37 protein-coding genes are annotated in these 24,912 nt (G+C 59.5%); 35 read left to right on the top strand and 2 right to left on the bottom strand.

The features are described from left to right. Window positions 1–38: 38 nt before the first annotated feature. From tuf to dsbD, 32 genes are all read left to right on the top strand, one after another. Window positions 39–1,229 (top strand): elongation factor Tu, encoded by a 1,191-nt coding sequence (tuf, locus tag H1204_RS16205; RefSeq protein ID WP_028371383.1) that lies wholly within the window; start codon window positions 39–41, stop codon window positions 1,227–1,229. Window positions 1,230–1,356: 127 nt separating this feature from the next. Next, entirely contained in the window at window positions 1,357–1,668 is a 312-nt protein-coding gene (rpsJ, locus tag H1204_RS16200) for a 30S ribosomal protein S10 (RefSeq protein ID WP_006998489.1), read from the top strand. 188 nt (window positions 1,669–1,856) lie between these two features. After that, the gene (rplC, locus tag H1204_RS16195) at window positions 1,857–2,516 is read left to right on the top strand and encodes a 50S ribosomal protein L3 (protein ID WP_009770934.1); all 660 of its coding nucleotides are present in this window, start codon (window positions 1,857–1,859) and stop codon (window positions 2,514–2,516) included. Further along, window positions 2,516–3,136 carry a 50S ribosomal protein L4 gene (gene rplD, locus H1204_RS16190; RefSeq protein WP_007730523.1) on the top strand — a complete coding sequence of 207 codons (621 nt, stop codon included), beginning with the start codon at window positions 2,516–2,518 and terminating at the stop codon, window positions 3,134–3,136. Before rplC ends, rplD begins: the two co-directional genes overlap by 1 nt. Continuing rightward, complete coding sequence (gene rplW / locus H1204_RS16185; protein ID WP_007730525.1) at window positions 3,133–3,447, top strand: 50S ribosomal protein L23; 315 nt, start codon at window positions 3,133–3,135, stop codon at window positions 3,445–3,447. The genes rplD and rplW overlap by 4 nt, the downstream gene beginning before the upstream one ends. Before the next feature lie 2 nt (window positions 3,448–3,449). Beyond that, on the top strand, window positions 3,450–4,277 hold the full coding sequence (rplB, locus tag H1204_RS16180; RefSeq protein ID WP_180729087.1) for a 50S ribosomal protein L2: 828 nt from the start codon (window positions 3,450–3,452) through the stop codon (window positions 4,275–4,277). 10 nt (window positions 4,278–4,287) lie between these two features. Next, window positions 4,288–4,563: a 30S ribosomal protein S19 gene (rpsS, locus tag H1204_RS16175; RefSeq protein WP_006998484.1), complete on the top strand. Its 276-nt coding sequence runs from the start codon at window positions 4,288–4,290 to the stop codon at window positions 4,561–4,563. Between the two features lie 12 nt (window positions 4,564–4,575). After that, window positions 4,576–4,905: a 50S ribosomal protein L22 gene (gene rplV, locus H1204_RS16170; RefSeq protein ID WP_007730533.1), complete on the top strand. Its 330-nt coding sequence runs from the start codon at window positions 4,576–4,578 to the stop codon at window positions 4,903–4,905. A gap of 11 nt (window positions 4,906–4,916) precedes the next feature. Further along, a complete protein-coding gene (gene rpsC / locus H1204_RS16165; protein WP_012402193.1) occupies window positions 4,917–5,711 on the top strand; it encodes a 30S ribosomal protein S3 in 795 nt (264 codons plus the stop codon). Window positions 5,712–5,713: 2 nt separating this feature from the next. Then, window positions 5,714–6,130 (top strand): 50S ribosomal protein L16, encoded by a 417-nt coding sequence (gene rplP, locus H1204_RS16160; protein WP_007730545.1) that lies wholly within the window; start codon window positions 5,714–5,716, stop codon window positions 6,128–6,130. Window positions 6,131–6,140: 10 nt separating this feature from the next. Next, a complete protein-coding gene (gene rpmC / locus H1204_RS16155) occupies window positions 6,141–6,335 on the top strand; it encodes a 50S ribosomal protein L29 (RefSeq protein WP_007180130.1) in 195 nt (64 codons plus the stop codon). After that, window positions 6,332–6,604, top strand: a complete 273-nt coding sequence (gene rpsQ, locus H1204_RS16150; RefSeq protein WP_007730563.1) for a 30S ribosomal protein S17 — start codon at window positions 6,332–6,334, stop codon at window positions 6,602–6,604. The genes rpmC and rpsQ overlap by 4 nt, the downstream gene beginning before the upstream one ends. Before the next feature lie 292 nt (window positions 6,605–6,896). Continuing rightward, window positions 6,897–7,265 carry a 50S ribosomal protein L14 gene (rplN, locus tag H1204_RS16145; RefSeq protein ID WP_006998478.1) on the top strand — a complete coding sequence of 123 codons (369 nt, stop codon included), beginning with the start codon at window positions 6,897–6,899 and terminating at the stop codon, window positions 7,263–7,265. Window positions 7,266–7,274: 9 nt separating this feature from the next. Beyond that, on the top strand, window positions 7,275–7,583 hold the full coding sequence (gene rplX / locus H1204_RS16140; protein ID WP_042314570.1) for a 50S ribosomal protein L24: 309 nt from the start codon (window positions 7,275–7,277) through the stop codon (window positions 7,581–7,583). Between the two features lie 16 nt (window positions 7,584–7,599). Then, window positions 7,600–8,139, top strand: coding sequence for a 50S ribosomal protein L5 (rplE, locus tag H1204_RS16135; protein ID WP_006052214.1), 540 nt, complete (start codon window positions 7,600–7,602; stop codon window positions 8,137–8,139). A 7-nt stretch (window positions 8,140–8,146) separates the two neighbouring features. Then, the gene (rpsN, locus tag H1204_RS16130) at window positions 8,147–8,452 is read left to right on the top strand and encodes a 30S ribosomal protein S14 (RefSeq protein WP_180729086.1); all 306 of its coding nucleotides are present in this window, start codon (window positions 8,147–8,149) and stop codon (window positions 8,450–8,452) included. A gap of 14 nt (window positions 8,453–8,466) precedes the next feature. Then, window positions 8,467–8,862, top strand: a complete 396-nt coding sequence (rpsH, locus tag H1204_RS16125; protein ID WP_007730595.1) for a 30S ribosomal protein S8 — start codon at window positions 8,467–8,469, stop codon at window positions 8,860–8,862. Between the two features lie 19 nt (window positions 8,863–8,881). Then, window positions 8,882–9,412 (top strand): 50S ribosomal protein L6, encoded by a 531-nt coding sequence (gene rplF / locus H1204_RS16120; RefSeq protein ID WP_180729085.1) that lies wholly within the window; start codon window positions 8,882–8,884, stop codon window positions 9,410–9,412. A gap of 12 nt (window positions 9,413–9,424) precedes the next feature. Then, window positions 9,425–9,790 carry a 50S ribosomal protein L18 gene (rplR, locus tag H1204_RS16115; protein WP_008923336.1) on the top strand — a complete coding sequence of 122 codons (366 nt, stop codon included), beginning with the start codon at window positions 9,425–9,427 and terminating at the stop codon, window positions 9,788–9,790. A gap of 14 nt (window positions 9,791–9,804) precedes the next feature. Beyond that, window positions 9,805–10,323 carry a 30S ribosomal protein S5 gene (gene rpsE / locus H1204_RS16110; RefSeq protein ID WP_007730604.1) on the top strand — a complete coding sequence of 173 codons (519 nt, stop codon included), beginning with the start codon at window positions 9,805–9,807 and terminating at the stop codon, window positions 10,321–10,323. 10 nt (window positions 10,324–10,333) lie between these two features. Further along, a complete protein-coding gene (rpmD, locus tag H1204_RS16105; protein WP_004202755.1) occupies window positions 10,334–10,516 on the top strand; it encodes a 50S ribosomal protein L30 in 183 nt (60 codons plus the stop codon). A 30-nt stretch (window positions 10,517–10,546) separates the two neighbouring features. After that, window positions 10,547–10,981, top strand: coding sequence for a 50S ribosomal protein L15 (gene rplO, locus H1204_RS16100; protein ID WP_180720761.1), 435 nt, complete (start codon window positions 10,547–10,549; stop codon window positions 10,979–10,981). A gap of 46 nt (window positions 10,982–11,027) precedes the next feature. Beyond that, complete coding sequence (secY, locus tag H1204_RS16095) at window positions 11,028–12,374, top strand: preprotein translocase subunit SecY (protein WP_012402182.1); 1,347 nt, start codon at window positions 11,028–11,030, stop codon at window positions 12,372–12,374. An 8-nt stretch (window positions 12,375–12,382) separates the two neighbouring features. Further along, window positions 12,383–12,601, top strand: a complete 219-nt coding sequence (gene infA, locus H1204_RS16090) for a translation initiation factor IF-1 (RefSeq protein ID WP_004521905.1) — start codon at window positions 12,383–12,385, stop codon at window positions 12,599–12,601. Window positions 12,602–12,621: 20 nt separating this feature from the next. Continuing rightward, a complete protein-coding gene (gene rpmJ / locus H1204_RS16085) occupies window positions 12,622–12,738 on the top strand; it encodes a 50S ribosomal protein L36 (protein ID WP_004199844.1) in 117 nt (38 codons plus the stop codon). Between the two features lie 41 nt (window positions 12,739–12,779). Next, window positions 12,780–13,145, top strand: a complete 366-nt coding sequence (rpsM, locus tag H1204_RS16080; RefSeq protein ID WP_006052223.1) for a 30S ribosomal protein S13 — start codon at window positions 12,780–12,782, stop codon at window positions 13,143–13,145. 28 nt (window positions 13,146–13,173) lie between these two features. Then, window positions 13,174–13,578, top strand: coding sequence for a 30S ribosomal protein S11 (gene rpsK / locus H1204_RS16075; protein WP_006052224.1), 405 nt, complete (start codon window positions 13,174–13,176; stop codon window positions 13,576–13,578). A 146-nt stretch (window positions 13,579–13,724) separates the two neighbouring features. Continuing rightward, the gene (gene rpsD / locus H1204_RS16070) at window positions 13,725–14,348 is read left to right on the top strand and encodes a 30S ribosomal protein S4 (protein ID WP_007730694.1); all 624 of its coding nucleotides are present in this window, start codon (window positions 13,725–13,727) and stop codon (window positions 14,346–14,348) included. Window positions 14,349–14,472: 124 nt separating this feature from the next. Beyond that, window positions 14,473–15,450 carry a DNA-directed RNA polymerase subunit alpha gene (gene rpoA / locus H1204_RS16065; RefSeq protein ID WP_007730697.1) on the top strand — a complete coding sequence of 326 codons (978 nt, stop codon included), beginning with the start codon at window positions 14,473–14,475 and terminating at the stop codon, window positions 15,448–15,450. Between the two features lie 145 nt (window positions 15,451–15,595). Beyond that, window positions 15,596–15,991 (top strand): 50S ribosomal protein L17, encoded by a 396-nt coding sequence (gene rplQ / locus H1204_RS16060; RefSeq protein WP_007730705.1) that lies wholly within the window; start codon window positions 15,596–15,598, stop codon window positions 15,989–15,991. A gap of 151 nt (window positions 15,992–16,142) precedes the next feature. Beyond that, entirely contained in the window at window positions 16,143–16,475 is a 333-nt protein-coding gene (gene cutA / locus H1204_RS16055) for a divalent-cation tolerance protein CutA (protein WP_180729084.1), read from the top strand. Further along, window positions 16,468–18,324: a protein-disulfide reductase DsbD gene (dsbD, locus tag H1204_RS16050; RefSeq protein ID WP_180729083.1), complete on the top strand. Its 1,857-nt coding sequence runs from the start codon at window positions 16,468–16,470 to the stop codon at window positions 18,322–18,324. The genes cutA and dsbD overlap by 8 nt, the downstream gene beginning before the upstream one ends. A gap of 145 nt (window positions 18,325–18,469) precedes the next feature. On the opposite strand, the gene hemB is transcribed toward dsbD, so the two are convergent. Continuing rightward, a complete protein-coding gene (gene hemB, locus H1204_RS16045; protein ID WP_180729082.1) occupies window positions 18,470–19,468 on the bottom strand; it encodes a porphobilinogen synthase in 999 nt (332 codons plus the stop codon). Window positions 19,469–19,714: 246 nt separating this feature from the next. After that, window positions 19,715–20,377 carry a ribosome biogenesis GTP-binding protein YihA/YsxC gene (gene yihA / locus H1204_RS16040; protein WP_007730715.1) on the bottom strand — a complete coding sequence of 221 codons (663 nt, stop codon included), beginning with the start codon at window positions 20,375–20,377 and terminating at the stop codon, window positions 19,715–19,717. A gap of 267 nt (window positions 20,378–20,644) precedes the next feature. On the opposite strand from yihA, the gene H1204_RS16035 reads away from it, so the two are divergent. The 3 genes from H1204_RS16035 (at window position 20,645) to ccsB (ending at window position 24,873) form a co-directional block, all read left to right on the top strand. Further along, window positions 20,645–21,298: a c-type cytochrome gene (locus H1204_RS16035; RefSeq protein WP_180729081.1), complete on the top strand. Its 654-nt coding sequence runs from the start codon at window positions 20,645–20,647 to the stop codon at window positions 21,296–21,298. Window positions 21,299–21,416: 118 nt separating this feature from the next. Continuing rightward, the gene (locus tag H1204_RS16030; RefSeq protein ID WP_180729080.1) at window positions 21,417–23,651 is read left to right on the top strand and encodes a cytochrome c biogenesis protein ResB; all 2,235 of its coding nucleotides are present in this window, start codon (window positions 21,417–21,419) and stop codon (window positions 23,649–23,651) included. Window positions 23,652–23,655: 4 nt separating this feature from the next. Next, a complete protein-coding gene (ccsB, locus tag H1204_RS16025) occupies window positions 23,656–24,873 on the top strand; it encodes a c-type cytochrome biogenesis protein CcsB (protein WP_180729079.1) in 1,218 nt (405 codons plus the stop codon). The last annotated feature ends 39 nt before the right edge of the window (window positions 24,874–24,912 follow it).

Genomic DNA, 24,912 nt, shown 5'->3' with positions numbered 1-24,912 from the left:
AGTCATTCATCGAACAACTTTTTTGAAAGAAGAGAAACATGGCTAAAGGTAAATTCGAACGGACCAAGCCGCACGTGAACGTCGGCACGATCGGTCACGTTGACCACGGCAAGACCACGCTGACGGCAGCGATCACGACGGTGCTGACGGCAAAGTTCGGCGGTGAAGCAAAGGCGTACGACCAGATCGACGCAGCGCCGGAAGAAAAGGCGCGCGGCATCACGATCAACACGGCACACGTCGAGTACGAAACGGCTAACCGCCACTACGCACACGTCGACTGCCCGGGCCACGCTGACTATGTGAAGAACATGATCACGGGCGCAGCGCAGATGGACGGCGCGATCCTGGTGTGCTCGGCTGCTGACGGCCCGATGCCGCAAACGCGTGAGCACATCCTGCTGGCGCGTCAGGTCGGTGTGCCGTACATCATCGTGTTCCTGAACAAGTGCGACATGGTCGACGACGCCGAACTGCTCGAGCTGGTCGAAATGGAAGTGCGCGAACTCCTGTCGAAGTACGACTTCCCGGGCGACGACACGCCGATCATCAAGGGTTCGGCGAAGCTGGCGCTCGAAGGCGACAAGGGCGAGCTGGGCGAAGTGGCGATCATGAACCTGGCCGACGCACTGGACACGTACATCCCGACGCCGGAGCGCGCGGTTGACGGCGCGTTCCTGATGCCGGTGGAAGACGTGTTCTCGATCTCGGGTCGCGGCACGGTGGTGACGGGTCGCGTCGAGCGCGGCATCGTCAAGGTCGGCGAGGAAATCGAAATCGTCGGCATCAAGCCGACGGTGAAGACGACCTGCACGGGCGTGGAAATGTTCCGCAAGCTGCTCGACCAGGGTCAGGCAGGCGACAACGTCGGTATCCTGCTGCGCGGCACGAAGCGTGAAGACGTGGAGCGTGGCCAGGTGCTGGCCAAGCCGGGTTCGATCACGCCGCACACGCACTTCACGGCTGAAGTGTACGTGCTGAGCAAGGACGAAGGCGGCCGTCACACGCCGTTCTTCAACAACTACCGTCCGCAGTTCTACTTCCGTACGACGGACGTGACGGGCTCGATCGAGCTGCCGAAGGACAAGGAAATGGTGATGCCGGGCGACAACGTGTCGATCACGGTGAAGCTGATCGCGCCGATCGCGATGGAAGAAGGTCTGCGCTTCGCAATTCGCGAAGGTGGCCGTACCGTCGGCGCAGGTGTCGTCGCCAAGATCATCGAGTAAAATCGAAGATTGCTGTAGCAGCATGTAGTGCCCGGGTCTGGGCACTCGCGCCCAGCGGGCGCCCAGGCCTACGCTCTTTTTCTAATCGGCGATGCAATATCGCCTCGCTCTTTCCAAGGAATTCGTCATGCAGAACCAGAAAATCCGTATTCGCCTGAAGGCTTTCGACTATCGTCTGATCGATCAATCGGCAGCTGAGATCGTCGACACGGCAAAGCGGACTGGCGCAATCGTTCGTGGTCCCGTGCCCCTGCCGACCCGTATCCAGCGTTTCGACATCCTGCGTTCGCCGCACGTCAACAAGACGTCGCGCGACCAGCTCGAAATCCGCACGCACCAACGCCTGATGGACATCGTCGATCCGACGGACAAGACCGTCGATGCGTTGATGAAGCTGGACCTGCCGGCTGGCGTGGACGTCGAAATCAAGCTGCAGTAAAGGCTCGGAGCGGTATCCAGGTTATTGGATGTCGCTAAGTCTTTGATTGCTTGCGGAAAACGAAAAGCCTCGCTATAATGCTTGGCTTTTCGCGCATTTGCGTAAAAAAGTCGTCGCGTTTCGCCTCTGAAGCGCGAGGCATTTTGTAAATTAGCCCCGACCAATCGCAGTCGGGAATGGAGAAAACGATGAGCCTTGGACTCGTAGGTCGCAAGGTTGGCATGACCCGTATCTTCACGGCTGAAGGGGATTCGATTCCCGTCACCGTGCTGGACGTGTCCGACAACCGCGTGACGCAGATCAAGACTGTTGAAACCGACGGCTACACGGCCGTTCAGGTTGCCTTCGGTACGCGCCGTGCATCGCGCGTGACGAAGCCGTTGGCAGGTCATCTCGCCAAAGCTGGCGTTCAAGCCGGTGAAATCCTCAAGGAATTCCAGATCGACGCCGCCAAGGCTGCCGAGCTGTCGAATGGCGCAGTGGTCGGTGTGGATCTCTTCGAAGTGGGCCAGAAGGTCGACGTGCAAGGTACCTCGATCGGTAAGGGCTACGCCGGTACCATCAAGCGCTACAACTTCGCTTCGGGCCGTGCATCGCACGGTAACTCGCGTTCGCACAACGTGCCGGGTTCGATCGGTATGGCGCAGGATCCGGGTCGTGTTTTCCCGGGTAAGCGCATGACGGGTCATATGGGTGACGAGACGGTCACCGTGCAGAACCTCGAAATCGCACGTATCGACGCAGACCGCAAGTTGCTGCTGGTCAAGGGTGCTGTTCCGGGTGCGAAGGGCGGCAAGGTTTTCGTGACGCCGGCTGTGAAGACGCGTGCCGTGAAAGGAGCGAAATAATGGAACTTAAGCTCCTGAATGCCAACGGTCAGGAAGGCGCAGCAGTCAACGCGTCGGACGTCGTGTTCGGCCGTGACTACAACGAAGCCCTGATCCACCAGATCGTCGTCGCTTATCAGGCGAACGCACGTAGCGGCAACCGCGCTCAGAAGGATCGTGAGCAGGTCAAGCACACCACGAAGAAGCCGTGGCGCCAGAAGGGTACGGGCCGCGCTCGTGCCGGTATGTCGTCGAGCCCGTTGTGGCGTGGCGGTGGTCGCATCTTCCCGAATTCGCCGGAAGAAAATTTCTCGCACAAGGTCAACAAGAAGATGCATCGCGCAGGTCTCTGCTCGATCTTCTCGCAGCTGGCCCGCGAAGGCCGCATCGCGGTTGTCGACGAGCTGACGCTCGAAGCGCCGAAGACGAAGCTGCTGGCCGAAAAGTTCAAGGCAATGGGTCTCGACTCCGTGCTGGTCATCACCGACACGGTTGACGAAAACCTGTACCTCGCGTCGCGCAATCTGGCCCACGTGGCCGTTGTCGAGCCGCGTTATGCCGACCCCCTGTCGCTGATCTACTTCAAGAAAGTGCTGATCACGAAGGCTGCGGTCGCCCAGATCGAGGAGTTGCTGTCATGAGCGAAGTTCGCAAAAACGATCATCGTTTGATGCAAGTTCTGCTCGCGCCGGTGATCTCCGAAAAGGCGACGCTGGTGGCTGACAAGAACGAGCAAGTCGTGTTCGAAGTTGCGCCGGACGCTACGAAGCAGGAAGTGAAGGCTGCTGTCGAACTGCTGTTCAAGGTGGAAGTCAATTCCGTCAACGTGCTGGTCCAGAAGGGCAAAGCAAAGCGCTTTGGCCGTTTCATGGGTAAGCGCAAGGACGTGAAGAAGGCGTACGTCTGCCTGAAGCCCGGCCAGGAAATCAACTTCGAAGCGGAGGCCAAGTAATCATGGCAATCGTGAAAGTTAAGCCGACTTCGCCGGGCCGCCGCGCGATGGTCAAGGTGGTCAACAAGGATCTGCATAAGGGCAAGCCGTACGCACCGCTGCTCGACGTGCAGAGCAAGACCGCCGGCCGTAACAACAACGGCCACATCACCACGCGTCATAAGGGTGGTGGTCACAAGCAGCACTATCGTATCGTCGACTTCCGTCGCACGAAGGATGGCATTCCCGCGAAGGTCGAACGCCTCGAGTACGATCCGAACCGTAGCGCGAACATCGCGCTGGTCGTGTACGCAGATGGCGAGCGCCGCTACATCATCGCTCCGAAGGGCGTGACGGTTGGTCAGCAACTGATGTCGGGTTCGGAAGCTCCGATCCGCGCAGGCAACACGCTGCCGATCCGCAACATCCCGGTCGGTACGACGATTCACTGCATCGAAATGCTGCCGGGCAAGGGCGCGCAAATGGCGCGTTCGGCTGGTACGTCGGCGATGTTGCTGGCTCGTGAAGGCACCTACGCGCAGGTTCGTCTGCGTTCGGGCGAAATCCGCCGCGTTCACATCGAATGCCGCGCGACGATTGGTGAAGTGGGCAACGAAGAGCACAGCCTCCGTCAAATCGGTAAGGCTGGCGCGAACCGCTGGCGCGGTATCCGCCCGACGGTACGTGGCGTTGTAATGAACCCGGTCGATCACCCGCACGGTGGTGGTGAAGGCAAGACGGCTGCAGGTCGCGATCCGGTGAGCCCGTGGGGCACGCCGACGAAGGGTTATCGCACCCGTAGCAACAAGCGCACGACGAGCATGATCGTCCAGCGCCGTCACAAGCGTTAAGGAGTAGGCAATGGCACGTTCTATTAAAAAAGGTCCGTTCTGCGACGCCCATTTGCTGAAGAAAGTTGAGGCGGCTGCAGCATCGCGCGACAAGAAGCCAATCAAGACCTGGTCGCGTCGCTCGACGATCCTGCCGGACTTCATCGGTCTGACGATCGCCGTTCATAACGGCCGTCAACACGTTCCGGTGTATGTCACGGAAAACATGGTCGGCCATAAGCTTGGCGAGTTCGCACTGACCCGTACGTTCAAGGGTCACGCGGCCGACAAGAAGGCCAAGAAATAAGGGGCAATCAAGATGGAAGTGAAAGCAATTCATCGCGGTGCCCGCATCTCGGCGCAGAAAACGCGCCTTGTGGCTGACCAGATTCGTGGTTTGCCGGTCGACAAGGCGCTGAACGTTCTGACGTTCTCGCCGAAGAAGGCGGCGGGTATCGTTAAGAAGGTCGTGTTGTCTGCGATCGCGAATGCGGAACACAACGAAGGCGCCGATATCGACGAGCTCAAGATTACGAGCATCTATGTCGACAAGGCTGCTTCGCTGAAGCGTTTCACCGCACGCGCAAAGGGTCGCGGTAACCGCATCGAGAAGCAATCCTGTCACATCACTGTGACGGTCGGGAATTAAGGAGCCATACGATGGGACAGAAAATTCATCCGACTGGCTTCCGTTTGGCCGTCAGCCGCAATTGGGCTTCGCGTTGGTACGCGAACAACAACAATTTTGCGGCGATGTTGCAGGAAGACATCGGTGTTCGTGAATACCTGAAGAAGAAGCTGAAGAACGCGTCCGTCGGCCGCGTTGTGATCGAGCGTCCTGCAAAGAACGCGCGTATCACGATTTTCAGCTCGCGTCCGGGTGTCGTGATCGGCAAGAAGGGTGAAGACATTGAACTGCTGAAGTCCGAGCTGCAAAAGCGCATGGGCGTTCCGGTTCACGTCAACATCGAAGAAATCCGCAAGCCGGAAACGGATGCGCAACTGATCGCCGATTCGATCACGCAACAGCTCGAACGCCGGATCATGTTCCGCCGCGCGATGAAGCGTGCGATGCAAAACGCGATGCGTCTCGGTGCTCAAGGTATCAAGATCATGAGCGCGGGCCGTCTGAACGGTATCGAAATCGCTCGTACGGAGTGGTATCGCGAAGGTCGCGTGCCCCTGCACACGCTGCGTGCGGATATCGACTACGCAACCTCGGAAGCGAAGACGACGTACGGCATCATCGGCGTGAAGGTGTGGGTCTACAAGGGCGACACGCTCGGCCGCAACGACGCTCCGGTGGTTGAAGAAGTCGCCGAAGAAAAGCGTCCGCGCCGCAACGCACGTCCGGGCGATCGCCGCCCGCGTCGCGATGGTGAAGGTGCACCGGCAGGTGCTCGCCGTGGTGCTCCGCGCCGTGGCGGTGCCGGCGACGGTAAGACTGGAGAATAACGATGCTGCAACCGAAACGCAGGAAGTATCGCAAAGAGCAGAAGGGTCGTAACACGGGCGTCGCAACGCGTGGTAACGCGGTGTCGTTCGGCGAGTACGGTCTGAAGGCTATCGGTCGCGGCCGCCTGACCGCGCGTCAGATTGAAGCAGCGCGTCGTGCAATGACGCGTCACATCAAGCGCGGCGGCCGCATCTGGATCCGCATTTTCCCGGATAAGCCGATCTCGCAAAAGCCGGCCGAAGTGCGTATGGGTAACGGTAAGGGTAACCCTGAGTACTATGTCGCCGAGATTCAGCCGGGCAAGATGCTGTACGAAATGGATGGTGTGACCGAAGAACTGGCACGTGAAGCGTTCCGTCTGGCTGCAGCAAAGCTGCCGCTGAAGACGACGTTCATGGTTCGCCAGCTCGGCGCCTAAGGAGTGAATGATGAAGGCATCCGAACTTCACCAGAAAGATCAGGCCGCGCTCAACAAGGAGCTGTCGGACCTGTTGAAGGCGCAATTCGGCCTGCGCATGCAACTCGCGACCCAGCAGCTCACGAACACGAGCCAGCTGAAGAAGGTTCGTCGCGACATCGCACGTGTGCGGACCGTCCTGACTGAGAAGGCGAACCAGAAATGAACGATAGCGTAAAAACCTCGCTCAAGCGGACGCTGGTCGGCAAGGTCGTCAGCAACAAGATGGACAAGACGGTTACCGTGCTGGTCGAGCACCGCGTGAAGCACCCGATCTACGGCAAGTATGTCGTACGTTCGAAGAAGTACCACGCTCACGACGAAGCGAACACCTACAACGAGGGTGACCTCGTTGAGATCCAGGAAACTCGTCCGGTGTCGAAGACGAAGGCTTGGGCGGTGTCGCGTCTGATCGAAGCTGCTCGAATCATCTAAGCGGCTGAGCTGTAAGAAGTAATTGAAATCGCAGTAGATTTCGCTTGCAAGACCGAGATTATTTGTTATAATCTCGGTCTTCCCTCTTTGTGGGAGCCCCATCGCGGGCGAAGTCGTAGGTGGGGGAAGCGATTTGGGCGTCAGTCCGAGTCGACAGAATCACCAGATTGCGATGGCGGGTTTCGTTTGCCGTCGCTGCTGTTCATACCCAAGCAGCCGATTGGCTGACGGGACCAAGACTGACCGGGTGCGCCATGGTGGTGTGACCGGATTAAGTTGGGAAAGATAAACCATGATCCAGACCGAAACTCGGCTCGAAGTGGCCGACAACACGGGTGCGCGTGAAGTCATGTGCATCAAGGTGCTCGGCGGCTCGAAGCGTCGTTATGCCAGCATTGGCGACATCATCAAGGTGACCGTCAAAGAAGCAACGCCGCGCGGGCGCGTAAAGAAAGGCGAAATCTACAACGCCGTGGTGGTTCGTACCGCCAAGGGCGTGCGTCGTCAAGACGGCTCGCTGATCAAGTTCGACGGCAACGCAGCCGTGCTTTTGAATACCAAGCTCGAGCCTATCGGCACCCGTATCTTTGGGCCGGTTACGCGTGAGCTGCGCAGCGAACGTTTCATGAAGATCGTTTCGCTCGCGCCGGAAGTGCTGTAAGGAGCCGAGATGAACAAGATTCGCAAAGGTGACGAAGTCGTCGTAGTTACCGGTAAAGACAAGGGCAAGCGCGGTGTTGTGCTGGTCGTTGCCGATGACCGTGTGACAGTCGAAGGCCTCAATATCGCCAAGAAGCATGTGAAGCCGAACCCGATGAAGGGTACGACGGGCGGCGTGGAAGCGAAGGCAATGCCGTTGCATATTTCGAACGTCGCGCTGGTCGACGCGAATGGCAAGCCGTCGCGTGTCGGCATCAAGGTCGAGGGAGACAAGAAGGTTCGTTTCCTGAAGTCGACCGGTGCTGTGCTGAGCGCCTGACGCTGCGGAGTAAAAAATGGCACGTTTGCAAGAATTTTATAAAGAGAAGGTTGTTCCCGGCCTGATCGAGAAGTTCGGTTACAAGTCCGTGATGGAAGTGCCGCGCATCACCAAGATCACCCTGAACATGGGTCTTGGCGAAGCCGTCGCTGACAAGAAGATCATCGAGAACGCCGTTGGCGATCTGACGAAGATCGCGGGCCAGAAGCCGGTCATCACGAAGGCACGCAAGGCAATCGCAGGCTTCAAGATCCGTCAGGGTTACCCGATCGGCGCGATGGTCACGCTGCGTGGCCAGGCAATGTACGAATTTCTCGATCGTTTCGTGACGGTTGCGCTCCCGCGTGTGCGTGACTTCCGTGGCGTGTCGGGCCGTGCATTCGACGGTCGTGGCAACTACAACATCGGTGTGAAAGAGCAGATCATTTTCCCCGAAATCGACTACGACAAAATCGACGCGCTGCGTGGGCTGAACATCAGCATCACGACGACTGCGAAGACTGACGACGAAGCAAAGGCACTGCTCGCCAGCTTCAAGTTCCCGTTCAGAAACTGAGGTTACCGTGGCTAAACTGGCACTGATCGAACGTGAAAAGAAGCGTGCGCGCCTGGCTGCCAAGTTCGCACCTAAGCGTGCTGAGCTGAAGGCAATCATCGACGACCAAAGCAAATCGGAAGAAGAGCGTTATTCGGCTCGTCTCGAGCTGCAACAACTGCCGCGCAATTCGAACCCGACCCGCAAGCATAATCGTTGCGCAATTACCGGTCGTCCGCGTGGCACGTTCCGTAAATTCGGGCTGGCGCGTAACAAGATTCGTGAAATCGCGTTCCGCGGCGAGATCCCTGGCCTGACCAAGGCGAGCTGGTAATAGGAGAAACGTAAATGAGCATGAGTGATCCTATCGCCGATATGCTGACTCGCATCCGCAACGCGCAGATGGTTGAGAAGGTTTCGGTGACGATGCCCTCGTCGAAAGTCAAGGTTGCGATCGCGCAAGTCCTGAAGGATGAAGGCTATATCGACGATTTCGCAGTGAAGGCTGAAGGCGCGAAGTCGGAATTGAACATCGCGTTGAAGTACTACGCTGGCCGTCCGGTTATTGAGCGCCTCGAACGCGTCTCGAAGCCTGGTCTGCGTGTGTACCGCGGCCGCAACGACATCCCGCAGGTCATGAATGGCCTGGGTGTTGCGATCGTTTCGACGCCGAAGGGTGTGATGACCGACCGCAAGGCACGCGCTACTGGCGTGGGCGGCGAAGTCATCTGCTACGTCGCTTAAGACCGAAGGGAGAAGAAACATGTCTCGAGTAGGTAAAAGCCCGGTCGCGCTGCAAGGCGCAGAAGTGGCCCTGAGCGACGAGCGCATTACCGTCAAGGGCCCGCTGGGCACGATCTCGCAGAACGCGAATCGCCTCGTGAAGGTGGTGAACGACAACGGCACGCTGAAGTTCGAGCCGGTTGACGAAAGCCGCGAAGCAAATGCCATGTCGGGCACAATGCGCGCGCTGGTCGCGAACATGGTGCAAGGCGTGACCAAGGGTTTCGAGCGCAAGCTGACGCTGGTTGGCGTTGGTTATCGTGCGCAAGCGCAAGGCGACAAGCTGAATCTGTCGCTGGGTTTCTCGCACCCGGTGGTGCACCAGATGCCGGAAGGCGTCAAGGCTGAAACCCCGTCGCAAACCGAAATCGTGATCAAGGGGATCAACAAGCAACAAGTTGGCCAGGTCGCTGCAGAAGTGCGCGGCTACCGTCCGCCGGAGCCCTATAAGGGCAAGGGCGTGCGCTATGCCAACGAGGTTGTGATCCTCAAAGAAACGAAGAAGAAGTAAGGGTGCGCAATCATGGATAAGACTCAATCACGCCTGCGCCGCGCTCGTCAGACGCGTATCAAGATCGCTGAGCTGCAAGTCGCGCGTCTGGCCGTGCATCGCACGAACACGCACATCTATGCGCAAGTGTTCTCGCCGTGCGGCACCAAGGTGCTCGCCAGCGCGTCGACGCTCGAAGCCGAAGTGCGTGCGCAACTGGCCGACCAGTCGGGCAAGGGTGGCAATGTTGCCGCTGCGACCCTGATCGGCAAGCGCATCGCAGAAAAGGCTAAGGCTGCCGGCATCGAATCCGTCGCCTTCGACCGCTCGGGTTTCCGCTACCACGGCCGCGTGAAAGCGCTGGCTGATGCGGCGCGCGAAGCCGGGCTCAAGTTCTAAGGAAGGAATTCGTCATGGCAAAGATGCAAGCGAAAGTTCAGGCTGACGAACGCGACGACGGCCTCCGCGAAAAGATGATTTCGGTCAACCGCGTGACCAAGGTCGTGAAGGGTGGCCGTATTCTCGGCTTCGCCGCACTGACCGTGGTTGGCGATGGTGATGGCCGCGTCGGTATGGGCAAGGGCAAGGCCAAGGAAGTTCCGGTCGCTGTTCAGAAGGCAATGGAACAAGCCCGCCGCAACATGTTCAAGGTGCCGCTCAAGAACGGTACGCTGCAACACGAAGTGCACGGCAAGCACGGCGCGTCGACGGTTCTCCTCGCTCCGGCGAAGGACGGTACCGGCGTGATCGCTGGCGGCCCGATGCGCGCAGTGTTCGACGTGATGGGCGTGCAAAACGTTGTGGCCAAGAGCCACGGTTCGACGAACCCGTACAACCTCGTTCGTGCGACGCTGGATGGTCTGCGCAAGCAGTCGACGCCGGCTGACATCGCCGCGAAGCGTGGTAAGTCCGTCGAAGACATTCTGGGCTAAGGTGGTCACCATGTCTGAAAAAACTGTCAAGGTTCAGCTCGTCAAGAGCCTGATTGGGACCCGCGAATCGCACCGTGCTACGGTGCGTGGTCTTGGCCTGCGCCGCCTGAACTCGGTTAGCGAGCTGCAGGACACGCCGGCTGTGCGTGGCATGATCAACAAGGTCTCGTACCTCGTTAAGGTCATCGGCTAAGCGGCCGTTCGGGCACTCAAGGAGTTGATAATGGAATTGAATAACCTGAAGCCGGCTGAAGGCGCGAAGCACGCAAAGCGTCGCGTTGGTCGCGGCATCGGCTCCGGCCTCGGCAAGACCGCTGGCCGTGGTCACAAGGGTCAGAAATCGCGTTCGGGTGGCTTCCACAAGGTCGGCTTCGAAGGCGGTCAAATGCCGCTGCAACGCCGTCTGCCGAAGCGTGGTTTTACCTCGCTGACGAAGGAATTCGTTGGTGAAGTGCGTCTCGGCGATCTGGAAAAGCTGCCGGTCGATGAAATCGATCTGTTGGCACTGAAGCAAGCCGGCCTGATCGGCGAGCTGATGACCAGCGCCAAGATCATTGCGACGGGCGAGCTTAAGCGCAAGGTCGTCGTGAAGGGGCTGGGTGCGACGAAGGGCGCGCGTGCTGCGATCGAAGCAGCTGGCGGTTCTTTCGCCGAGTAACGTGCAAGTCGATTGCCGTCACTAGCATTTGCATCGGAGAAGGTTCTTGGCTAACAGCCCGAGTCTCGCAAAACCCGGTCGAAGCGCGGCGAAGTTTGGCGATCTGCGTCGGCGTGCAGTGTTCCTGCTGCTGGCGCTGGTTGTCTACCGCATTGGCGCGCATATTCCGGTGCCGGGTATCGACCCGGACCAGCTGGCAAAGTTGTTTCAGAGTCAGTCGGGCGGCATCCTTGGCATGTTCAACATGTTCTCGGGTGGCGCACTTTCGCGGTTCACGATTTTCGCGCTGGGGATCATGCCGTATATCTCGGCGTCGATCATCATGCAGTTGCTGGCGATCGTCTCGCCGCAACTCGAAGCGCTGAAGAAGGAAGGGCAGGCGGGGCAACGGAAGATTACGCAATACACGCGTGTCTTCACGGTCGTTCTTGCCACGTTCCAGGCTTTCGGTATCGCTGTTGCGCTGGAGAATCAGCCGGCATTGGTGATCGATCCTGGCATGGTCTTCCGGCTGACGACGGTTGTGACGCTCGTGACCGGCACGATGTTCCTGATGTGGCTCGGTGAGCAAATCACGGAACGCGGTCTGGGTAACGGCATTTCGATCATTATTTTCGGCGGCATCGCAGCGGGTTTCCCGAATGCGATCGGTGGTCTCTTTGAACTGGTTCGTACTGGCTCGATGAGCATCATCTCGGCGATCATCGTGGTCGCGCTGATTGCAGCTGTAACGTATCTGGTGGTGTTCATCGAACGCGGCCAGCGCAAGATTCTTGTGAACTACGCGAAGCGGCAAGTCGGCAACAAGATTTACGGTGGACAGTCGTCGCATCTGCCGTTGAAGCTGAACATGTCGGGCGTGATTCCGCCGATCTTCGCATCGTCGATCATCCTGTTCCCGGCAACCATCCTGAACTGGTTCAGTTCAGGGTCGCGGACCGGTTGGTTCGCGGACACGCTGCACAACGTGGCTGAAGCGCTCAAGCCCGGTCAACCGGTGTACGTGTTGCTGTACGCGTTGGCGATCGTGTTCTTCTGCTTCTTCTACACCGCGCTGGTGTTCAACAGCAGGGAGACGGCCGACAACCTGAAGAAGAGTGGTGCATTCGTCCCGGGTATTCGTCCGGGTGACCAGACGGCACGCTATATTGACCGCATCCTGACGCGTCTGACGCTGGCCGGTGCGATCTACATCGTGTTCGTTTGTTTGCTGCCCGAGTTTCTGGTGCTGCGCTGGAATGTGCCGTTTTATTTTGGTGGAACGTCGCTGCTGATCATTGTCGTCGTCACAATGGATTTCATGGCGCAGGTGCAGTCGTACGTTATGTCGCAACAGTATGAGTCGCTGCTGAAGAAGGCTAACTTCAAGGGCGGCGGCGTCCCGATGCGTTGAAAGGACTTATGGCCAAAGACGATGTAATCCAGATGCAGGGCGAGGTTATCGAAAACCTCCCCAACGCTACCTTTCGGGTGAAGCTGGAAAACGGCCATGTCGTATTGGGACACATATCCGGCAAGATGCGGATGCACTACATCCGTATCCTTCCGGGCGACAAGGTTACGGTTGAATTGACGCCTTACGATCTGTCGCGTGCGCGGATCGTGTTCCGGGCGAAGTGATTTGAAAAAAGGGTAATATCATGAAAGTGATGGCATCGGTTAAGCGCATTTGCCGCAATTGCAAGATCATCAAGCGCAAGGGCGTCGTTCGCGTGATTTGCAGCTCCGATCCGCGCCACAAGCAGCGTCAAGGCTGAACGCCGCGCTTTTGTTTGCGCTTTTTGTTTGAGGAAAAACAATGGCTCGTATCGCAGGGGTTAACATCCCGAACCACCAGCATACCGAAATCGGCCTGACGGCAATTTACGGTATTGGCCGCACGCGCTCGCGCGACATTTGCGTCGCAGCTGGTGTGGCATTTTCGAAGAAGGTCAAGGACCTGAACGACGCAGACCTCGAAAAGCTGCGTGAAGAAGTCGGCAAGTTCATCGTTGAAGGCGATCTGCGCCGTGAAACGACGATGAACATCAAGCGCCTGATGGATCTCGGCTGCTATCGTGGCGTGCGCCATCGTAAGGGCCTGCCCCTGCGCGGCCAGCGCACGCGTACGAATGCCCGTACGCGCAAGGGTCCGCGTCGTGCAGCGCAATCGCTGAAGAAGTAAGCGGGACTGACAGTTACAGGAAAACGTAATGGCTAAGGCTTCGAACAACTCCGCGGCGCAACGCGTTCGCAAGAAGGTCAAGAAGAACGTCGCCGAGGGCGTGGTTCACGTTCACGCGTCGTTCAACAACACCATCATCACGATCACCGATCGTCAAGGCAATGCATTGGCTTGGGCGACGTCGGGTGGTCAGGGCTTCAAGGGTTCGCGTAAATCGACCCCGTTTGCAGCTCAGGTCGCAGCTGAATCGGCTGGCCGCGTGGCGATGGAATACGGCGTGAAGAACCTCGAAGTGCGGATCAAGGGCCCTGGCCCTGGCCGTGAGTCCGCGGTGCGCGCGCTGCATGGTCTTGGCATCAAGATCACCGCGATCTCCGACGTGACGCCGGTTCCGCACAACGGCTGCCGTCCGCCGAAGCGTCGTCGTATCTAAGACGCTTGCACCGCTTGCGCCTGTTGCCGCTAACGGCGGTAACAGGCTGCTTGCGTTATTGAATTGACTAAGCCCACCGTTCGACCCAAAGGGTTCGGACTAGCGTGAATGAAAATTCACGTGATCAAACATAGAAGGAATGCAAAGTGGCACGCTATATCGGCCCTAAAGCCAAGCTGTCTCGCCGTGAAGGCACCGATCTCTTCCTGAAGAGCGCCCGTCGTTCGCTCGCTGACAAGTGCAAGCTTGACAGCAAGCCTGGTCAACATGGCCGCACCTCGGGCGCACGTACGTCCGATTACGGCACGCAGCTGCGCGAAAAGCAAAAAGTGAAGCGCATCTACGGTGTGCTCGAGCGCCAGTTCCGCCGCTACTTCGCTGAAGCCGACCGTCGCAAGGGCAACACGGGTGAAAACCTGCTGAAGCTGCTCGAGTCGCGTCTCGACAACGTCGTGTATCGCATGGGCTTCGGTTCGACGCGCGCTGAAGCGCGTCAGCTCGTGAGCCACAAGTCGATCACGGTGAACGGCGTTGTCGCGAACATCCCGTCGCTGCAAGTGAAGGCTGGCGACGTGGTTGCCGTGCGCGAACAGTCGAAGAAGCAGGCGCGTATTCTCGAAGCGCTGTCGCTCGCCGAACAAGGCGGTCTGCCGCAGTGGGTTGCTGTCGATTCGAAGAAGTTCGAAGGCACGTTCAAGCAAATGCCGGAACGCAGCGACATCGCTGGCGACATCAACGAAAGCCTGATCGTCGAATTGTATTCGCGCTAATCGGATTGACGGCCGAGGTTCCCCGATTGCGTTAGGCAAGGGGGCACCTCGGCTGTTTATTTTCAGGTTGTTACCGGTCAGCCTTATCGGTGTAACGAGCCGAGGGTATTGAAAAGGAAAACCTATGCAAACCAGTTTGTTGAAGCCCAAGATCATCGCTGTAGAATCGCTTGGCGAAAGCCATGCGAAAGTGGTCATGGAACCGTTTGAACGGGGTTATGGCCACACCTTGGGTAACGCGCTTCGGCGTGTGTTGCTGTCGTCGATGGTGGGCTACGCGCCGACCGAAGTGACGATCGCAGGCGTCGTGCACGAATACTCGACGCTCGATGGTGTGCAGGAGGACGTGGTCAACCTGTTGTTGAACCTGAAGGGCGTGGTGTTCAAGCTGCATAACCGTGACGAAGTGACGGTTACGCTGCGCAAGGAAGGCGAAGGTGTTGTCACGGCTGGCGACATCGAACTCGCACACGACTGCGAAGTGATCAACCCGGATCACGTGATTGCGCATCTGTCGAAGGGCGGCAAGCTCGACGTGCAGATCAAGGTCGAAAAGGGCCGTGGCTATGTCCCGGGCAACGTGCGTCGTTACGGCGAAGAATCGGCCAAAATCATTGGTCGCATCGTGCTGGACGCGTCGTTCTCGCCGGTTCGCCGTGTGAGCTACGCCGTGGAAAGCGCGCGTGTCGAACAGCGTACCGATCTCGACAAGCTCGTGATGAACATCGAAACCAACGGCGTGATTTCGCCGGAAGAAGCGATCCGTCAATCGGCGCGTATTCTGGTCGATCAGCTGTCGGTGTTCGCAGCGCTGGAAGGCACGGAAGCAGCGGCAGAAGCACCGTCGCGCGCTCCGCAGATCGATCCGATCCTGCTGCGTCCGGTTGATGATCTCGAACTGACGGTTCGTTCGGCGAACTGCCTGAAGGCCGAGAACATCTATTACATCGGCGATCTGATCCAACGCACGGAAAACGAGCTGCTGAAGACGCCGAACCTGGGTCGCAAATCGCTGAACGAGATCAAGGAAGTGCTCGCTTCGCGTGGCCTGACGCTCGGCATGAAGCTCGAAAACTGGCCGCCGGCTGGTCTCGACAAGTAAGTCAAGTAGTATCGACTGGTAAGGACGCGGATTTTCCTTTAAAATCCGCGTCTTGCCTTTTTCACTACCGGCCCGTGCTTTCCACGCTGTACACAAGGAAAGCGATAGAAGAGCTGGACCAAAACTTTGATTCAAGGAAATTGAAATGCGTCACCGTCATGGTTTGCGGAAACTGAACCGCACGAGCAGCCACCGTCTGGCAATGCTCCGTAACATGTCCAACTCGCTGATCGAGCACGAAGTCATCAAGACGACGCTGCCGAAGGCGAAGGAACTCCGTAAAGTCGTCGAGCCGCTGATCACGCTCGGCAAGAAGCCGTCGCTGGCAAATCGTCGTCTGGCGTTCAATCGCCTGCGCGATCGTGACTCGGTCACGAAGCTGTTCGACGTGCTGGGCCCGCGTTTCGCGAACCGTCCGGGTGGCTACCTGCGCATCCTGAAGTTCGGTTTCCGCGTCGGCGACAACGCACCGATGGCACTGGTCGAACTGCTCGACCGTCCGGAAGTCGAGGAAGTCGAAAACGTTGCTGAAGCTGAATAAGCCTTCGGACAGCGACTAAAAAAGCCAGGCGTGAGCCTGGCTTTTTTATTTCCAGCGTGCGTTTTGCCTATGCCATTCGAGCGCCAGCGAGCTATCAGGACAAGGTGATACGATAACGTCACCCCTGTCTTGGAAAGCGCTGGAGCGGTCGGTGAACGTGAATGTGAGTTTGGTATTGACGACCGTGCCGGACCTCGCAACGGCGCAAAAATTGGCTCAGGACGCACTTTCAGCACGTCTCGCCGCGTGCGTGACGCAACTTGGCAGCGTCCAGTCGAGCTACCACTGGCAGGGCAAGATCGAATCGGCGGAAGAGATCCAGTTGCTGTTCAAGACGAGCGTCGTTCGAACGCCTGAACTCGAACAGTTCATCCAGGCTCAGCATCCGTACGACACGCCCGAAATCCTTTCCTGGCAAGTCACTGCGTCGGCCGCGTATGGCCAATGGGTGAATGCCGAAACGCACCGCCCAATCCATGTTTAACGGTTTGTCCCGGCGCTGGCGGAATGTCGCGCGCTTTCTCACCTTTGTCGCAGGCGTACTGCTGCTATCGCTGACTACGGCGAGCGTGGTTCGTGCGGCGGACGACTTTCTCGATCCCGCGGTCGCTTTTAGATTCAGCGCATCCGAGCAGCCAGGCGAGGTGCTGGTTCACTACAAGATCGCCGACGGTTACTACATGTACCGGGAGCGATTCGCCTTTGCGACGCGCAACGGTACGGCCAGGATCGGTGACGCGCAATTGCCCGCAGGGCATGTGAAGTTCGATCAAACCTTCGGGAAAAATGTCGAAACCTATCGCGGCGAATTGGTTTTCCGCGTTCCCGTAAAGCAGGCGGACGGTCCGTTCGATCTTGCCGTTACGTCGCAAGGCTGCGCCGACGCGGGCATCTGCTATCCGCCAATGGAGCGCGTCTACCACGTGGCGGGAGCGGCGTTGCACGCGGCCGTAGCGGGTAATACGAACACGCAGCCGGCTCAGGACGCTCAAACCAGCGCCTCGTGGTACGAGCGCGCGACCAGCGCAGACTATGCGCAATCATTGCTACAGGGCGGCGGCTTCTTCGCAATCGTCGGCTTATATTTCGTCGCCGGCATCGTGCTGAGTCTGCTTCCCTGCTCGTATCCGATGATCCCGATTCTGTCGGCAATCATCATCGGCGAGGGGCCACGGGTTACGCGCGCACGCGGTTTTTCGCTGTCGCTGGCTTATGTTGTCGGGATGGCGCTCGTGTACACGGTGCTTGGCATCGCGGCCGCGCTCGTTGGGCAAAGCCTTGGCGCCTGGCTGCAGAATCCGTGGGTGCTCGGCGCGTTTGGCGTTTTGCTGTCCCTTTTTGCGCTCACGCTGATCGCTGGAGTCGATATCGTGTTGCCGCAGCGTTTGCAGAACGGCGTTTCACAGGCGTCCGGGAAGCGCTCGGGAGGCAAGTTTGCGGCCGTCGCGGTGATGGGAGCACTTTCTGCTTTGGTAGTCGGTGCGTGTATGACGGCACCGCTGTTCGCGGTATTGGCGTTCATCGCGCACACCGGCAATGCGGTGCTGGGCGGTGCGGCACTGTTTTCGATGGGTATCGGGCTTGGCGTACCGCTGCTGATCATCGGGCTTGGTGCCGGCACGTTGCTGCCGCGCGCGGGTGCCTGGATGGACAGCGTCAAGGTTTTCTTCGGAGTCGTGCTACTCGCGGCCGCGCTCTGGATCGTGTGGCCGGTTTTGGGCCCGATCGCCCAAATGCTGTTGGCCGCATTGTGGCTGCTGGTCGCGGCCGCCGGCCTGGGGCTATTTTCTCCGCACGCGGGCGCAGGCTCGATCTGGCGCGGCCTTGCACGCGGAATCGGCGCAGCATTGGCGATCTGGGCCGCCACATTACTGGTTGGGCTGGCAGCAGGATCGACGGACCCGCTGAAGCCGCTCGCCGTGCTCGCGGGACGGACATTGAATGCGCCGTCCGGGCAGGCCCAACAGAGCGATCTGGCCTTCGCGCCAGTGCGCTCATCAGGTCAGCTCGACGAAGCCGTCAAAACGGCTGCACAGCCCGCCATGCTCGATTTTTACGCGGACTGGTGCGTCAGCTGCAAGGAAATGGAGAAGTTCACATTCAGCGATCCGCGCGTCCAGGCGAAGCTCAAGCAAATGAATCTGCTGCGCGCGGACGTGACGGCGAACAACGCAGACGATCAGGTTCTGCTCAAACGCTTTAACCTGTTCGGGCCGCCAGGAATCATCTTTTTCGACCGTGGCGGGAGAGAGGTGCTGCGCGTCGTCGGATACGAATCTGCGGACAAATTCCTGAGAAGTCTCGACCGGGCCATGACGGCACCGCAGACCTAAGCACCAAACGTCACGCACGCGTAACCGACACCGTCCGCATCAGCCTGCAATCAAAAAAGCGGAGATCGCCCTAAGGCAGTCTCCGCTTTCAGTCACTCCCTACCGCGACATCGCAACACCGCCATACGCGGCCGGCATCGCAATCCTACTTCTGCGCCCGCAGCAAGCGCGCAGCGTCCAGCGCGAAGTAGGTCAGCACGCCATCCGCGCCTGCGCGCTTGAACGCAAGCAGCGATTCCATCATCACCTTGTCGTGATCGAGCCAGCCGTTTTGCGCGGCGGCCTTCAGCATCGCGTATTCGCCGCTCACCTGGTACACATACGTCGGGAAGCGGAACTCGTCCTTCACGCGACGCAAGATATCCAGATAAGGCATGCCCGGCTTGACCATCACCATGTCCGCGCCCTCGTCGATGTCAGCGCGCACTTCGCGCAGCGCCTCGTCCGAGTTGGCGGGATCGAGCTGATACGTCATCTTGTTGCCCTTGCCGAGATTCGCCGCGGAACCGACGGCATCGCGGAACGGGCCGTAGAACGCCGACGCGAACTTCGCCGAATAAGCCATGATCCGCGTGTGAATGTGGCCTTCGCTCTCCAGCATCTCGCGAATCGAGCCGATCCGGCCGTCCATCATGTCGGACGGCGCGACGATGTCGACGCCCGCCTGAGCCTGCGTCTGCGCCTGCTCGACGAGAATCTCGACCGTTTCGTCATTGATCACGTAGCCGTTTTCGTCGAGCACGCCGTCCTGGCCGTGGCTCGTGTACGGATCGAGCGCGACGTCGGTCAGCACGCCGAGTTCGGGGAAGCGTTTCTTCAACTCGCGCACCGCGCGTGGAATCAGGCCCGCTTCGTTGGTTGCCTCGCGGCCGTCGGGCGTCTTCAGTGAAGGCTCGATCACCGGAAACAGCGACAGCACGGGCACGCCCAGTTCGAGACACTGCTCGGCGACGCCCATTAGCAGATCGACGGACACTCGCTCGACGCCTGGCATCGACGGAACGGCCTGACGGACATTCGTCCCTTCGAGCACGAAGACGGGGTAAATCAGATCATTAGTGGTGAGGATGTTCTCGCGCATCAGGCGGCGCGAAAAGTCGTCACGGCGCATGCGGCGCGGGCGGTGATGCGGATAGAAGCTCATGTGAGGATATCTGCAAAAGTCAAAAATGCTGGCGGCACCCTGCCAGAAACTTTTCGAGACAATGGTATATCATACCGATCGAGCAAGGCGCCTAGCGCTGACCTCCCCGCTTCTCCTCCCTGAGCGGGTGCCTGTCGTTTTTCGATTAGGCTGTTTAACCCGCCGTTTTCTAGCGGCGGGTTTTTTTCTGGGCGAACGTAAAGCGCCGCCCGCGTTTCGCAGCGGGCCTTCGCGCGCTATCGGGCTTTATTCAGCCGAAGCCGGTTCGTCGGAATCGCCCGCTGTGCCGGGCGCAATCCAGCTTTCGATCAGTTCGTGCGCTTCGTCGAGGCCGACCCGCTTGAGCGCGGAAAAAAGCTGGGCGGACAGTTCGCCCTGAAAACCCGCCGCACGATATTCATCCAGCCCTTTCTTCGTCGCCCGCAGCGCGTTGATGCTCTCCTGGCGAGTCAATTTGTCGCACTTGGTGAGCAAAGTGTGAATCGGCTTGCCCGTCGGCGCGAACCACTCGATCATCCGGCGGTCCAGCTCGGTGAGCGGCCGGCGCGAATCCATCATCAGAATCATGCCGCGCAGCTGCGACCGCGTTTGCAGATAGCTCGACAGCAACTGCTCCCAATGAGCCTTCGCCGCGCCGGGCACTTCGGCATAGCCATAGCCGGGCAGATCGACGAGATGCGCGACAGGTTCGTCTGCCGGTCCCACCGAAAAGTAGTTGATGTGCTGAGTGCGTCCGGGTGTCTTACTGGCAAACGCGAGGCGCTTCTGGTTGCAGAGGAGGTTGATGGCCGTCGACTTTCCCGCATTCGACCGCCCCGCGAAAGCGACCTCGGGTTGCGGCGTAGGCGGCAGATCGCGCAAGTGATTGACGGTCGTGAAGAAGCGCGCTTGGTGGAGCAGAAAAGACATGGAGAAGACCAGATGGAGGGGTGAATGGACGTCGAGCGGACGTCCTGCGCACATCGGCGGACGTGATGAATTGCCCTGCAAGGGCGATGCAGCCCCGCCGTAAAGGCCGGAGAGGCCCGACTGGCGCCAGATCGATTAGCGAGTTATTGTACAATACGATGGTTTACTGAAAACCTGAGAGGCCGCCGCGCGGGCCTCGGCGGCTGATCGGTCGCTGTCGTATTTTGCAGAACCTCTAATTCCCACAAGACGAAACAGGGTGTGCGAATGAATCGACTGGGCAAGTTTCTGGTGGTACTTCACACAGCAGCAGGTCTTTCAGGTTTGGCGGTACAGGCAAGAGCAGCAGATCAGGCAAAGCCGGATTTGAATCGGGGGCAGGCAATCGCAGCGCAGGTGTGCGCCTCATGTCACGGCGCGGATGGCAACAGTGCGGGCGGGGCGTATCCGAAGCTCGCCGGCCAACACCCCGAGTATCTCGTCAAGCAGCTCAAAGATTTCAAAACACAGCCAGGTGCGAAGCAGCCCGCCCGTAACAATGCGATCATGGCGGGTATGGCGGCGGCGCTGACCGATCAGGACATGGTCAACGTGTCGGCGTACTTCGCGTCGCAGGCACCGAAGCCCGGTTACGCGCACAACAAGGACACCGTGCCCCTCGGGCAGAAGATTTATCGCGCTGGCCTCGCCGACAAGGGCGTTCCCGCGTGTGCAAGCTGTCACGGGCCGACGGGGCAGGGCATTCCGTCACAGTATCCGCGCCTGTCGGGGCAATGGGCGGATTACACCGTGGCACAGTTGACCGCGTTCACGCAGGGCACGGGCGCGCGTAACAACAACGAAGCAATGCACGCCGTCGCATCGCGTTTGTCCGATAGCGAGATCAAGGCGGTGGCGGATTACATCGCGGGCTTGCATTAAGAGTCCGTACGAAAGCGAAGCCGGTCGCAAGATGGCCGGCGAAAAAACAAGAAAAGGGTGAGGGAATCGCAAGCAGCGATATCCCTGCACCCTTTTTTGCTGTTCAGTCGGAGTTTGAATGAGCTTCACCACGTCGGGTTTGGAGTTGAAGTCGCGGCAGCGCTTCCTGCGCACGTCCGTCGAATTGATGAGTTCGATGCGCTTTGCCATCGCATTGCTCGTGATCCTGTCGATCGCGAGCATCATCGGCACCGTGCTCACGCAAGACGATCCGTATCCGAACTACGTCAACCAGTTCGGGCCGTTCTGGGCCGACATCTTCCGCTCGCTGAGCCTGTACAACGTGTACAGCGCGTGGTGGTTCATACTGATCCTCGGCTTTCTGCTCGTGTCGGTCTCGCTGTGCGTGATTCGCAACGCGCCGAAGATGATCGCCGATATGAAAAGCTGGAAGGACAAGGTCCGCGAAGGCAGCCTGCGCGCGTTCCATCACAAGGGCGAGTTCGAGGTGCCGAATGCGACGCGCGCGCAAGCCGCGGCCACGCTCGGCAAGCTGTCGGCAAAGCTCGGCTACAAGTACGTGACGCGCGAATCGGAAGGCGCGACGCTGATCGCCGCCAAGCGCGGCGCGCTGACCAAGCTCGGCTACATTTTCGCGCACATTGCGATCGTGATCATCTGCATCGGCGGGCTGCTCGACAGCAATCTGCCCATCAAGCTGCAGATGTGGCTGTTCGACAAGACGCCGATCCGAAGCAACACCGTCATTAACGACATTCCGCCCGAGCATCGCCTGTCGCAAGGCAACCCGACGTTCCGCGGCTACGCGTGGGTGCCGGAAGGCCAGCATGTGTCGACGGCGATCCTGAATCAGCAGGACGGCTCGCTGATCCAGGATCTGCCGTTCTCGATCGAACTGAACAAGTTCATCGTCGATTACTACTCGACGGGCATGCCGAAGCTCTTTGCAAGCGACATCGTCGTGATCGACCACAAGACGGGCGCGCGCGTTCCGGCACGCGTCGAAGTGAACAAGCCGTTCGAATACGACGGCGTATCGATCTATCAGTCGAGCTTCCAGGACGGCGGCTCGCAGATGCAGACGACGGCCTGGCCGATGACGGGCAGCAGCGTCAAGAGCGAGCCGTTCAGCGGCGAGATCGGCGGCTCGAAGGTGTTGAGCGCGTCGATGCCCGGCGCGGACGGCCAGACGGTCGAATTTGCCGATTTCCGCGCGATCAACGTCGAGAACATCTCGAACGGCAACGGTCAGAACGATGCACGCGGCGTCGCCGCGCATCAGTCGTTGAAGGAAGCCTTCGACGAGCGCCTCGGCTCCGGCGCGAAGACGTCGAAGCCCGTCGATCTGCATAACGTCGGCCCGTCGGTGCAGTACAAGGTGCGCGACAAGGACGGCCAGGCGCGCGAGTACAACAACTACATGCTGCCCGTCGATGTAAGCGGCGAGCGCGTGTTCCTCGCGGGCATGCGCGCGAATCCCGACGATGCATTCCGATATCTGCGCATTCCCGCCGACGCGGGCGGCACGGTCAATGAATGGATGCGGATGCGCGCGGCGCTCCAGGACCCCGCCATCCGTGCGCAGGCGGCGCGCGATTTCGCGCAACGCTCGGTGCAGTCGAACGCGGAGTTGCAGCAGCATCTGGAAGAGAGTGCATCGCGCGTGCTGACACTGTTCGCGGGCGACGATCCGAGTCTGGGCAAGGCCGCCAATGGTCAGAAGGTTGGCGGTTTCCAGGCGGTCGCCGCGTTCATCGATCGTTCTGTCCCCAAGGCCGAGCAGGAGAAGGCGGCAGGACTCTTGCTTCGCATGCTCGAAGGCTCGATGTGGGACGTATGGCAACTCGCGCGCAAGCAGGCGGGAGAAGGCCCGGCAACGGCCGACCCGACCACGAGCCGCTTTGTCCAGAGCTCGATCAACGCGATTTCCGACAGCTTTCTGTACGGTTCGCCCGTCTATTTGCAGCTTGACTCCTTCAAGCAGGTGCAAGCTTCGGTATTTCAGTTGACGCGCGCACCGGGCAAAAAAGTCGTGTATCTTGGCAGCCTGCTACTCGTGTTGGGCATCTTTTCGATGTTCTATGTTCGTGAACGGCGGCTGTGGTTCTGGCTCAAGGACGCGGAGCGCAGCGGAAATGGCGTGAACGTCGTGATGGCGATGTCGACGGCGCGCAAGACGTTCGATTTCGAGAAGGAATTCGCTCAAACCCGCGATGCTGTCGGCGTCGCGCTGGGCGGCAAGCCTGTCGATGTCGATTCCGCCCACGAGGCGAAGGGCGCTGCCCGTGCAACGGGCGAAGCGTCCGCAGATTCACCCGATTCGACCCGGTAAGATCATGGACCTGACTCAAGTTTCCTCATCCTCGCGCGCCAAGCCGCGCGCCGATACGGCGGCTCATTCGACCCCGCATCTGACCGGCGAGGCGCTGCTGGACGATCGTCCATTCCTGAAGCGCCTCGGCCTGTCCGACTGGCTGTTCGCGCTTGCGATGGTCGCGGGCGCCGGGTTCGGGCTGTCGCGCTACCACGAGTACATGAATTACTACGACAAACTGGTGCTGGTGTGCGCAGTGCCTGTGTTTGTCGTGCTCGGCTGGCGCTGGAAGCCCGTGCGTCTGCTGATGGCGTGCATCGCCGTGCTGTCGCTGTCGGCCATTCAGATCTACGGCGGCGATCTCGCCCGCGCCGATCACGCGTTCTTCCTCAAGTACTTCCTGTCTAGCCAGTCGGCCATCCTGTGGATGAGCGCGCTGTTCGTGCTGGCCACGCTGTTCTACTGGATCGGCACGCTGTCGCGTTCTCCGACGGGCGCCGCGATCGGCTCGAAGATGACGTGGGTGGCGGTGCTGATGGGCTTCGTCGGCCTGATGGTGCGCTGGTACGAGTCGTATCTGATCGGATCGGACGTCGGCCATATCCCCATCTCGAACCTCTACGAAGTGTTCGTGCTGTTCAGCCTGATTACGGCGCTGTTCTACCTGTACTATGAGCAGCACTACAACACGCGCTCGCTCGGGGCGTTCGTGCTGCTGGTGATCAGCGCGGCCGTCGGCTTCCTGATGTGGTACTCGATCGCGCGCGACGCGCAGCAGATCCAGCCGCTCGTCCCCGCGCTGCAAAGCTGGTGGATGAAGATCCACGTGCCGGCGAACTTCATCGGCTATGGCAGCTTCGCGCTGTCGGCGATGGTTGGCGTTGCGTATCTGATGAAGGAGCGCGGCGTGCTGGCCGACCGTCTGCCGACGCTCGACGTGCTTGACGACGTGATGTACAAGTCGATCGCCGTCGGCTTCGCGTTCTTCACGATCGCGACGATTCTCGGCGCGCTGTGGGCGGCCGAAGCGTGGGGCGGCTACTGGAGTTGGGACCCGAAGGAAACCTGGGCGCTGATCGTCTGGCTGAACTACGCGGCGTGGCTGCACATGCGTCTGATGAAAGGCCTGCGCGGCGCGGTCGCCGCATGGTGGGCGCTGACGGGCCTGCTGGTGACGAGCTTCGCGTTCCTCGGCGTCAATATGTTCCTGTCGGGGCTGCACAGCTACGGCAAGCTGTAAGTTTCAGTTTCGCCGGGTCGGAACGACCAGAAACCGCCG

The sequence above is a fragment of the Paraburkholderia sp. PGU19 genome (assembly GCF_013426915.1).
Taxonomy (GTDB): Bacteria; Pseudomonadota; Gammaproteobacteria; order Burkholderiales; family Burkholderiaceae; genus Paraburkholderia.
This window is presented reverse-complemented; position numbering and strand designations above follow the sequence as displayed.

What these genes read in the sequence shown, in the direction of transcription:
- H1204_RS16030 (WP_180729080.1), top strand. Translation starts at nt 21,417, where the DNA reads ATGAGCTTCACCACGTCGGGTTTGGAGTTGAAGTCGCGGCAGCGCTTC.
- rpsJ (WP_006998489.1), top strand. Translation starts at nt 1,357, where the DNA reads ATGCAGAACCAGAAAATCCGTATTCGCCTGAAGGCTTTCGACTATCGT.
- rplF (WP_180729085.1), top strand. Translation starts at nt 8,882, where the DNA reads ATGTCTCGAGTAGGTAAAAGCCCGGTCGCGCTGCAAGGCGCAGAAGTG.
- rplR (WP_008923336.1), top strand. Translation starts at nt 9,425, where the DNA reads ATGGATAAGACTCAATCACGCCTGCGCCGCGCTCGTCAGACGCGTATC.
- hemB (WP_180729082.1), bottom strand. Translation starts at nt 19,468, where the DNA reads ATGAGCTTCTATCCGCATCACCGCCCGCGCCGCATGCGCCGTGACGAC.
- rpmC (WP_007180130.1), top strand. Translation starts at nt 6,141, where the DNA reads ATGAAGGCATCCGAACTTCACCAGAAAGATCAGGCCGCGCTCAACAAG.
- rplD (WP_007730523.1), top strand. Translation starts at nt 2,516, where the DNA reads ATGGAACTTAAGCTCCTGAATGCCAACGGTCAGGAAGGCGCAGCAGTC.
- rpsQ (WP_007730563.1), top strand. Translation starts at nt 6,332, where the DNA reads ATGAACGATAGCGTAAAAACCTCGCTCAAGCGGACGCTGGTCGGCAAG.
- rpsH (WP_007730595.1), top strand. Translation starts at nt 8,467, where the DNA reads ATGAGCATGAGTGATCCTATCGCCGATATGCTGACTCGCATCCGCAAC.
- tuf (WP_028371383.1), top strand. Translation starts at nt 39, where the DNA reads ATGGCTAAAGGTAAATTCGAACGGACCAAGCCGCACGTGAACGTCGGC.
- rpoA (WP_007730697.1), top strand. Translation starts at nt 14,473, where the DNA reads ATGCAAACCAGTTTGTTGAAGCCCAAGATCATCGCTGTAGAATCGCTT.
- dsbD (WP_180729083.1), top strand. Translation starts at nt 16,468, where the DNA reads ATGTTTAACGGTTTGTCCCGGCGCTGGCGGAATGTCGCGCGCTTTCTC.
- rplX (WP_042314570.1), top strand. Translation starts at nt 7,275, where the DNA reads ATGAACAAGATTCGCAAAGGTGACGAAGTCGTCGTAGTTACCGGTAAA.
- rpmJ (WP_004199844.1), top strand. Translation starts at nt 12,622, where the DNA reads ATGAAAGTGATGGCATCGGTTAAGCGCATTTGCCGCAATTGCAAGATC.
- rplN (WP_006998478.1), top strand. Translation starts at nt 6,897, where the DNA reads ATGATCCAGACCGAAACTCGGCTCGAAGTGGCCGACAACACGGGTGCG.
- infA (WP_004521905.1), top strand. Translation starts at nt 12,383, where the DNA reads ATGGCCAAAGACGATGTAATCCAGATGCAGGGCGAGGTTATCGAAAAC.
- rpsS (WP_006998484.1), top strand. Translation starts at nt 4,288, where the DNA reads ATGGCACGTTCTATTAAAAAAGGTCCGTTCTGCGACGCCCATTTGCTG.
- rpmD (WP_004202755.1), top strand. Translation starts at nt 10,334, where the DNA reads ATGTCTGAAAAAACTGTCAAGGTTCAGCTCGTCAAGAGCCTGATTGGG.
- rplO (WP_180720761.1), top strand. Translation starts at nt 10,547, where the DNA reads ATGGAATTGAATAACCTGAAGCCGGCTGAAGGCGCGAAGCACGCAAAG.
- rplC (WP_009770934.1), top strand. Translation starts at nt 1,857, where the DNA reads ATGAGCCTTGGACTCGTAGGTCGCAAGGTTGGCATGACCCGTATCTTC.
- rpsK (WP_006052224.1), top strand. Translation starts at nt 13,174, where the DNA reads ATGGCTAAGGCTTCGAACAACTCCGCGGCGCAACGCGTTCGCAAGAAG.
- rplE (WP_006052214.1), top strand. Translation starts at nt 7,600, where the DNA reads ATGGCACGTTTGCAAGAATTTTATAAAGAGAAGGTTGTTCCCGGCCTG.
- ccsB (WP_180729079.1), top strand. Translation starts at nt 23,656, where the DNA reads ATGGACCTGACTCAAGTTTCCTCATCCTCGCGCGCCAAGCCGCGCGCC.
- rpsC (WP_012402193.1), top strand. Translation starts at nt 4,917, where the DNA reads ATGGGACAGAAAATTCATCCGACTGGCTTCCGTTTGGCCGTCAGCCGC.
- rpsE (WP_007730604.1), top strand. Translation starts at nt 9,805, where the DNA reads ATGGCAAAGATGCAAGCGAAAGTTCAGGCTGACGAACGCGACGACGGC.
- H1204_RS16035 (WP_180729081.1), top strand. Translation starts at nt 20,645, where the DNA reads ATGAATCGACTGGGCAAGTTTCTGGTGGTACTTCACACAGCAGCAGGT.
- rplW (WP_007730525.1), top strand. Translation starts at nt 3,133, where the DNA reads ATGAGCGAAGTTCGCAAAAACGATCATCGTTTGATGCAAGTTCTGCTC.
- rpsM (WP_006052223.1), top strand. Translation starts at nt 12,780, where the DNA reads ATGGCTCGTATCGCAGGGGTTAACATCCCGAACCACCAGCATACCGAA.
- rplQ (WP_007730705.1), top strand. Translation starts at nt 15,596, where the DNA reads ATGCGTCACCGTCATGGTTTGCGGAAACTGAACCGCACGAGCAGCCAC.
- yihA (WP_007730715.1), bottom strand. Translation starts at nt 20,377, where the DNA reads ATGTCTTTTCTGCTCCACCAAGCGCGCTTCTTCACGACCGTCAATCAC.
- rplB (WP_180729087.1), top strand. Translation starts at nt 3,450, where the DNA reads ATGGCAATCGTGAAAGTTAAGCCGACTTCGCCGGGCCGCCGCGCGATG.
- rplV (WP_007730533.1), top strand. Translation starts at nt 4,576, where the DNA reads ATGGAAGTGAAAGCAATTCATCGCGGTGCCCGCATCTCGGCGCAGAAA.
- rplP (WP_007730545.1), top strand. Translation starts at nt 5,714, where the DNA reads ATGCTGCAACCGAAACGCAGGAAGTATCGCAAAGAGCAGAAGGGTCGT.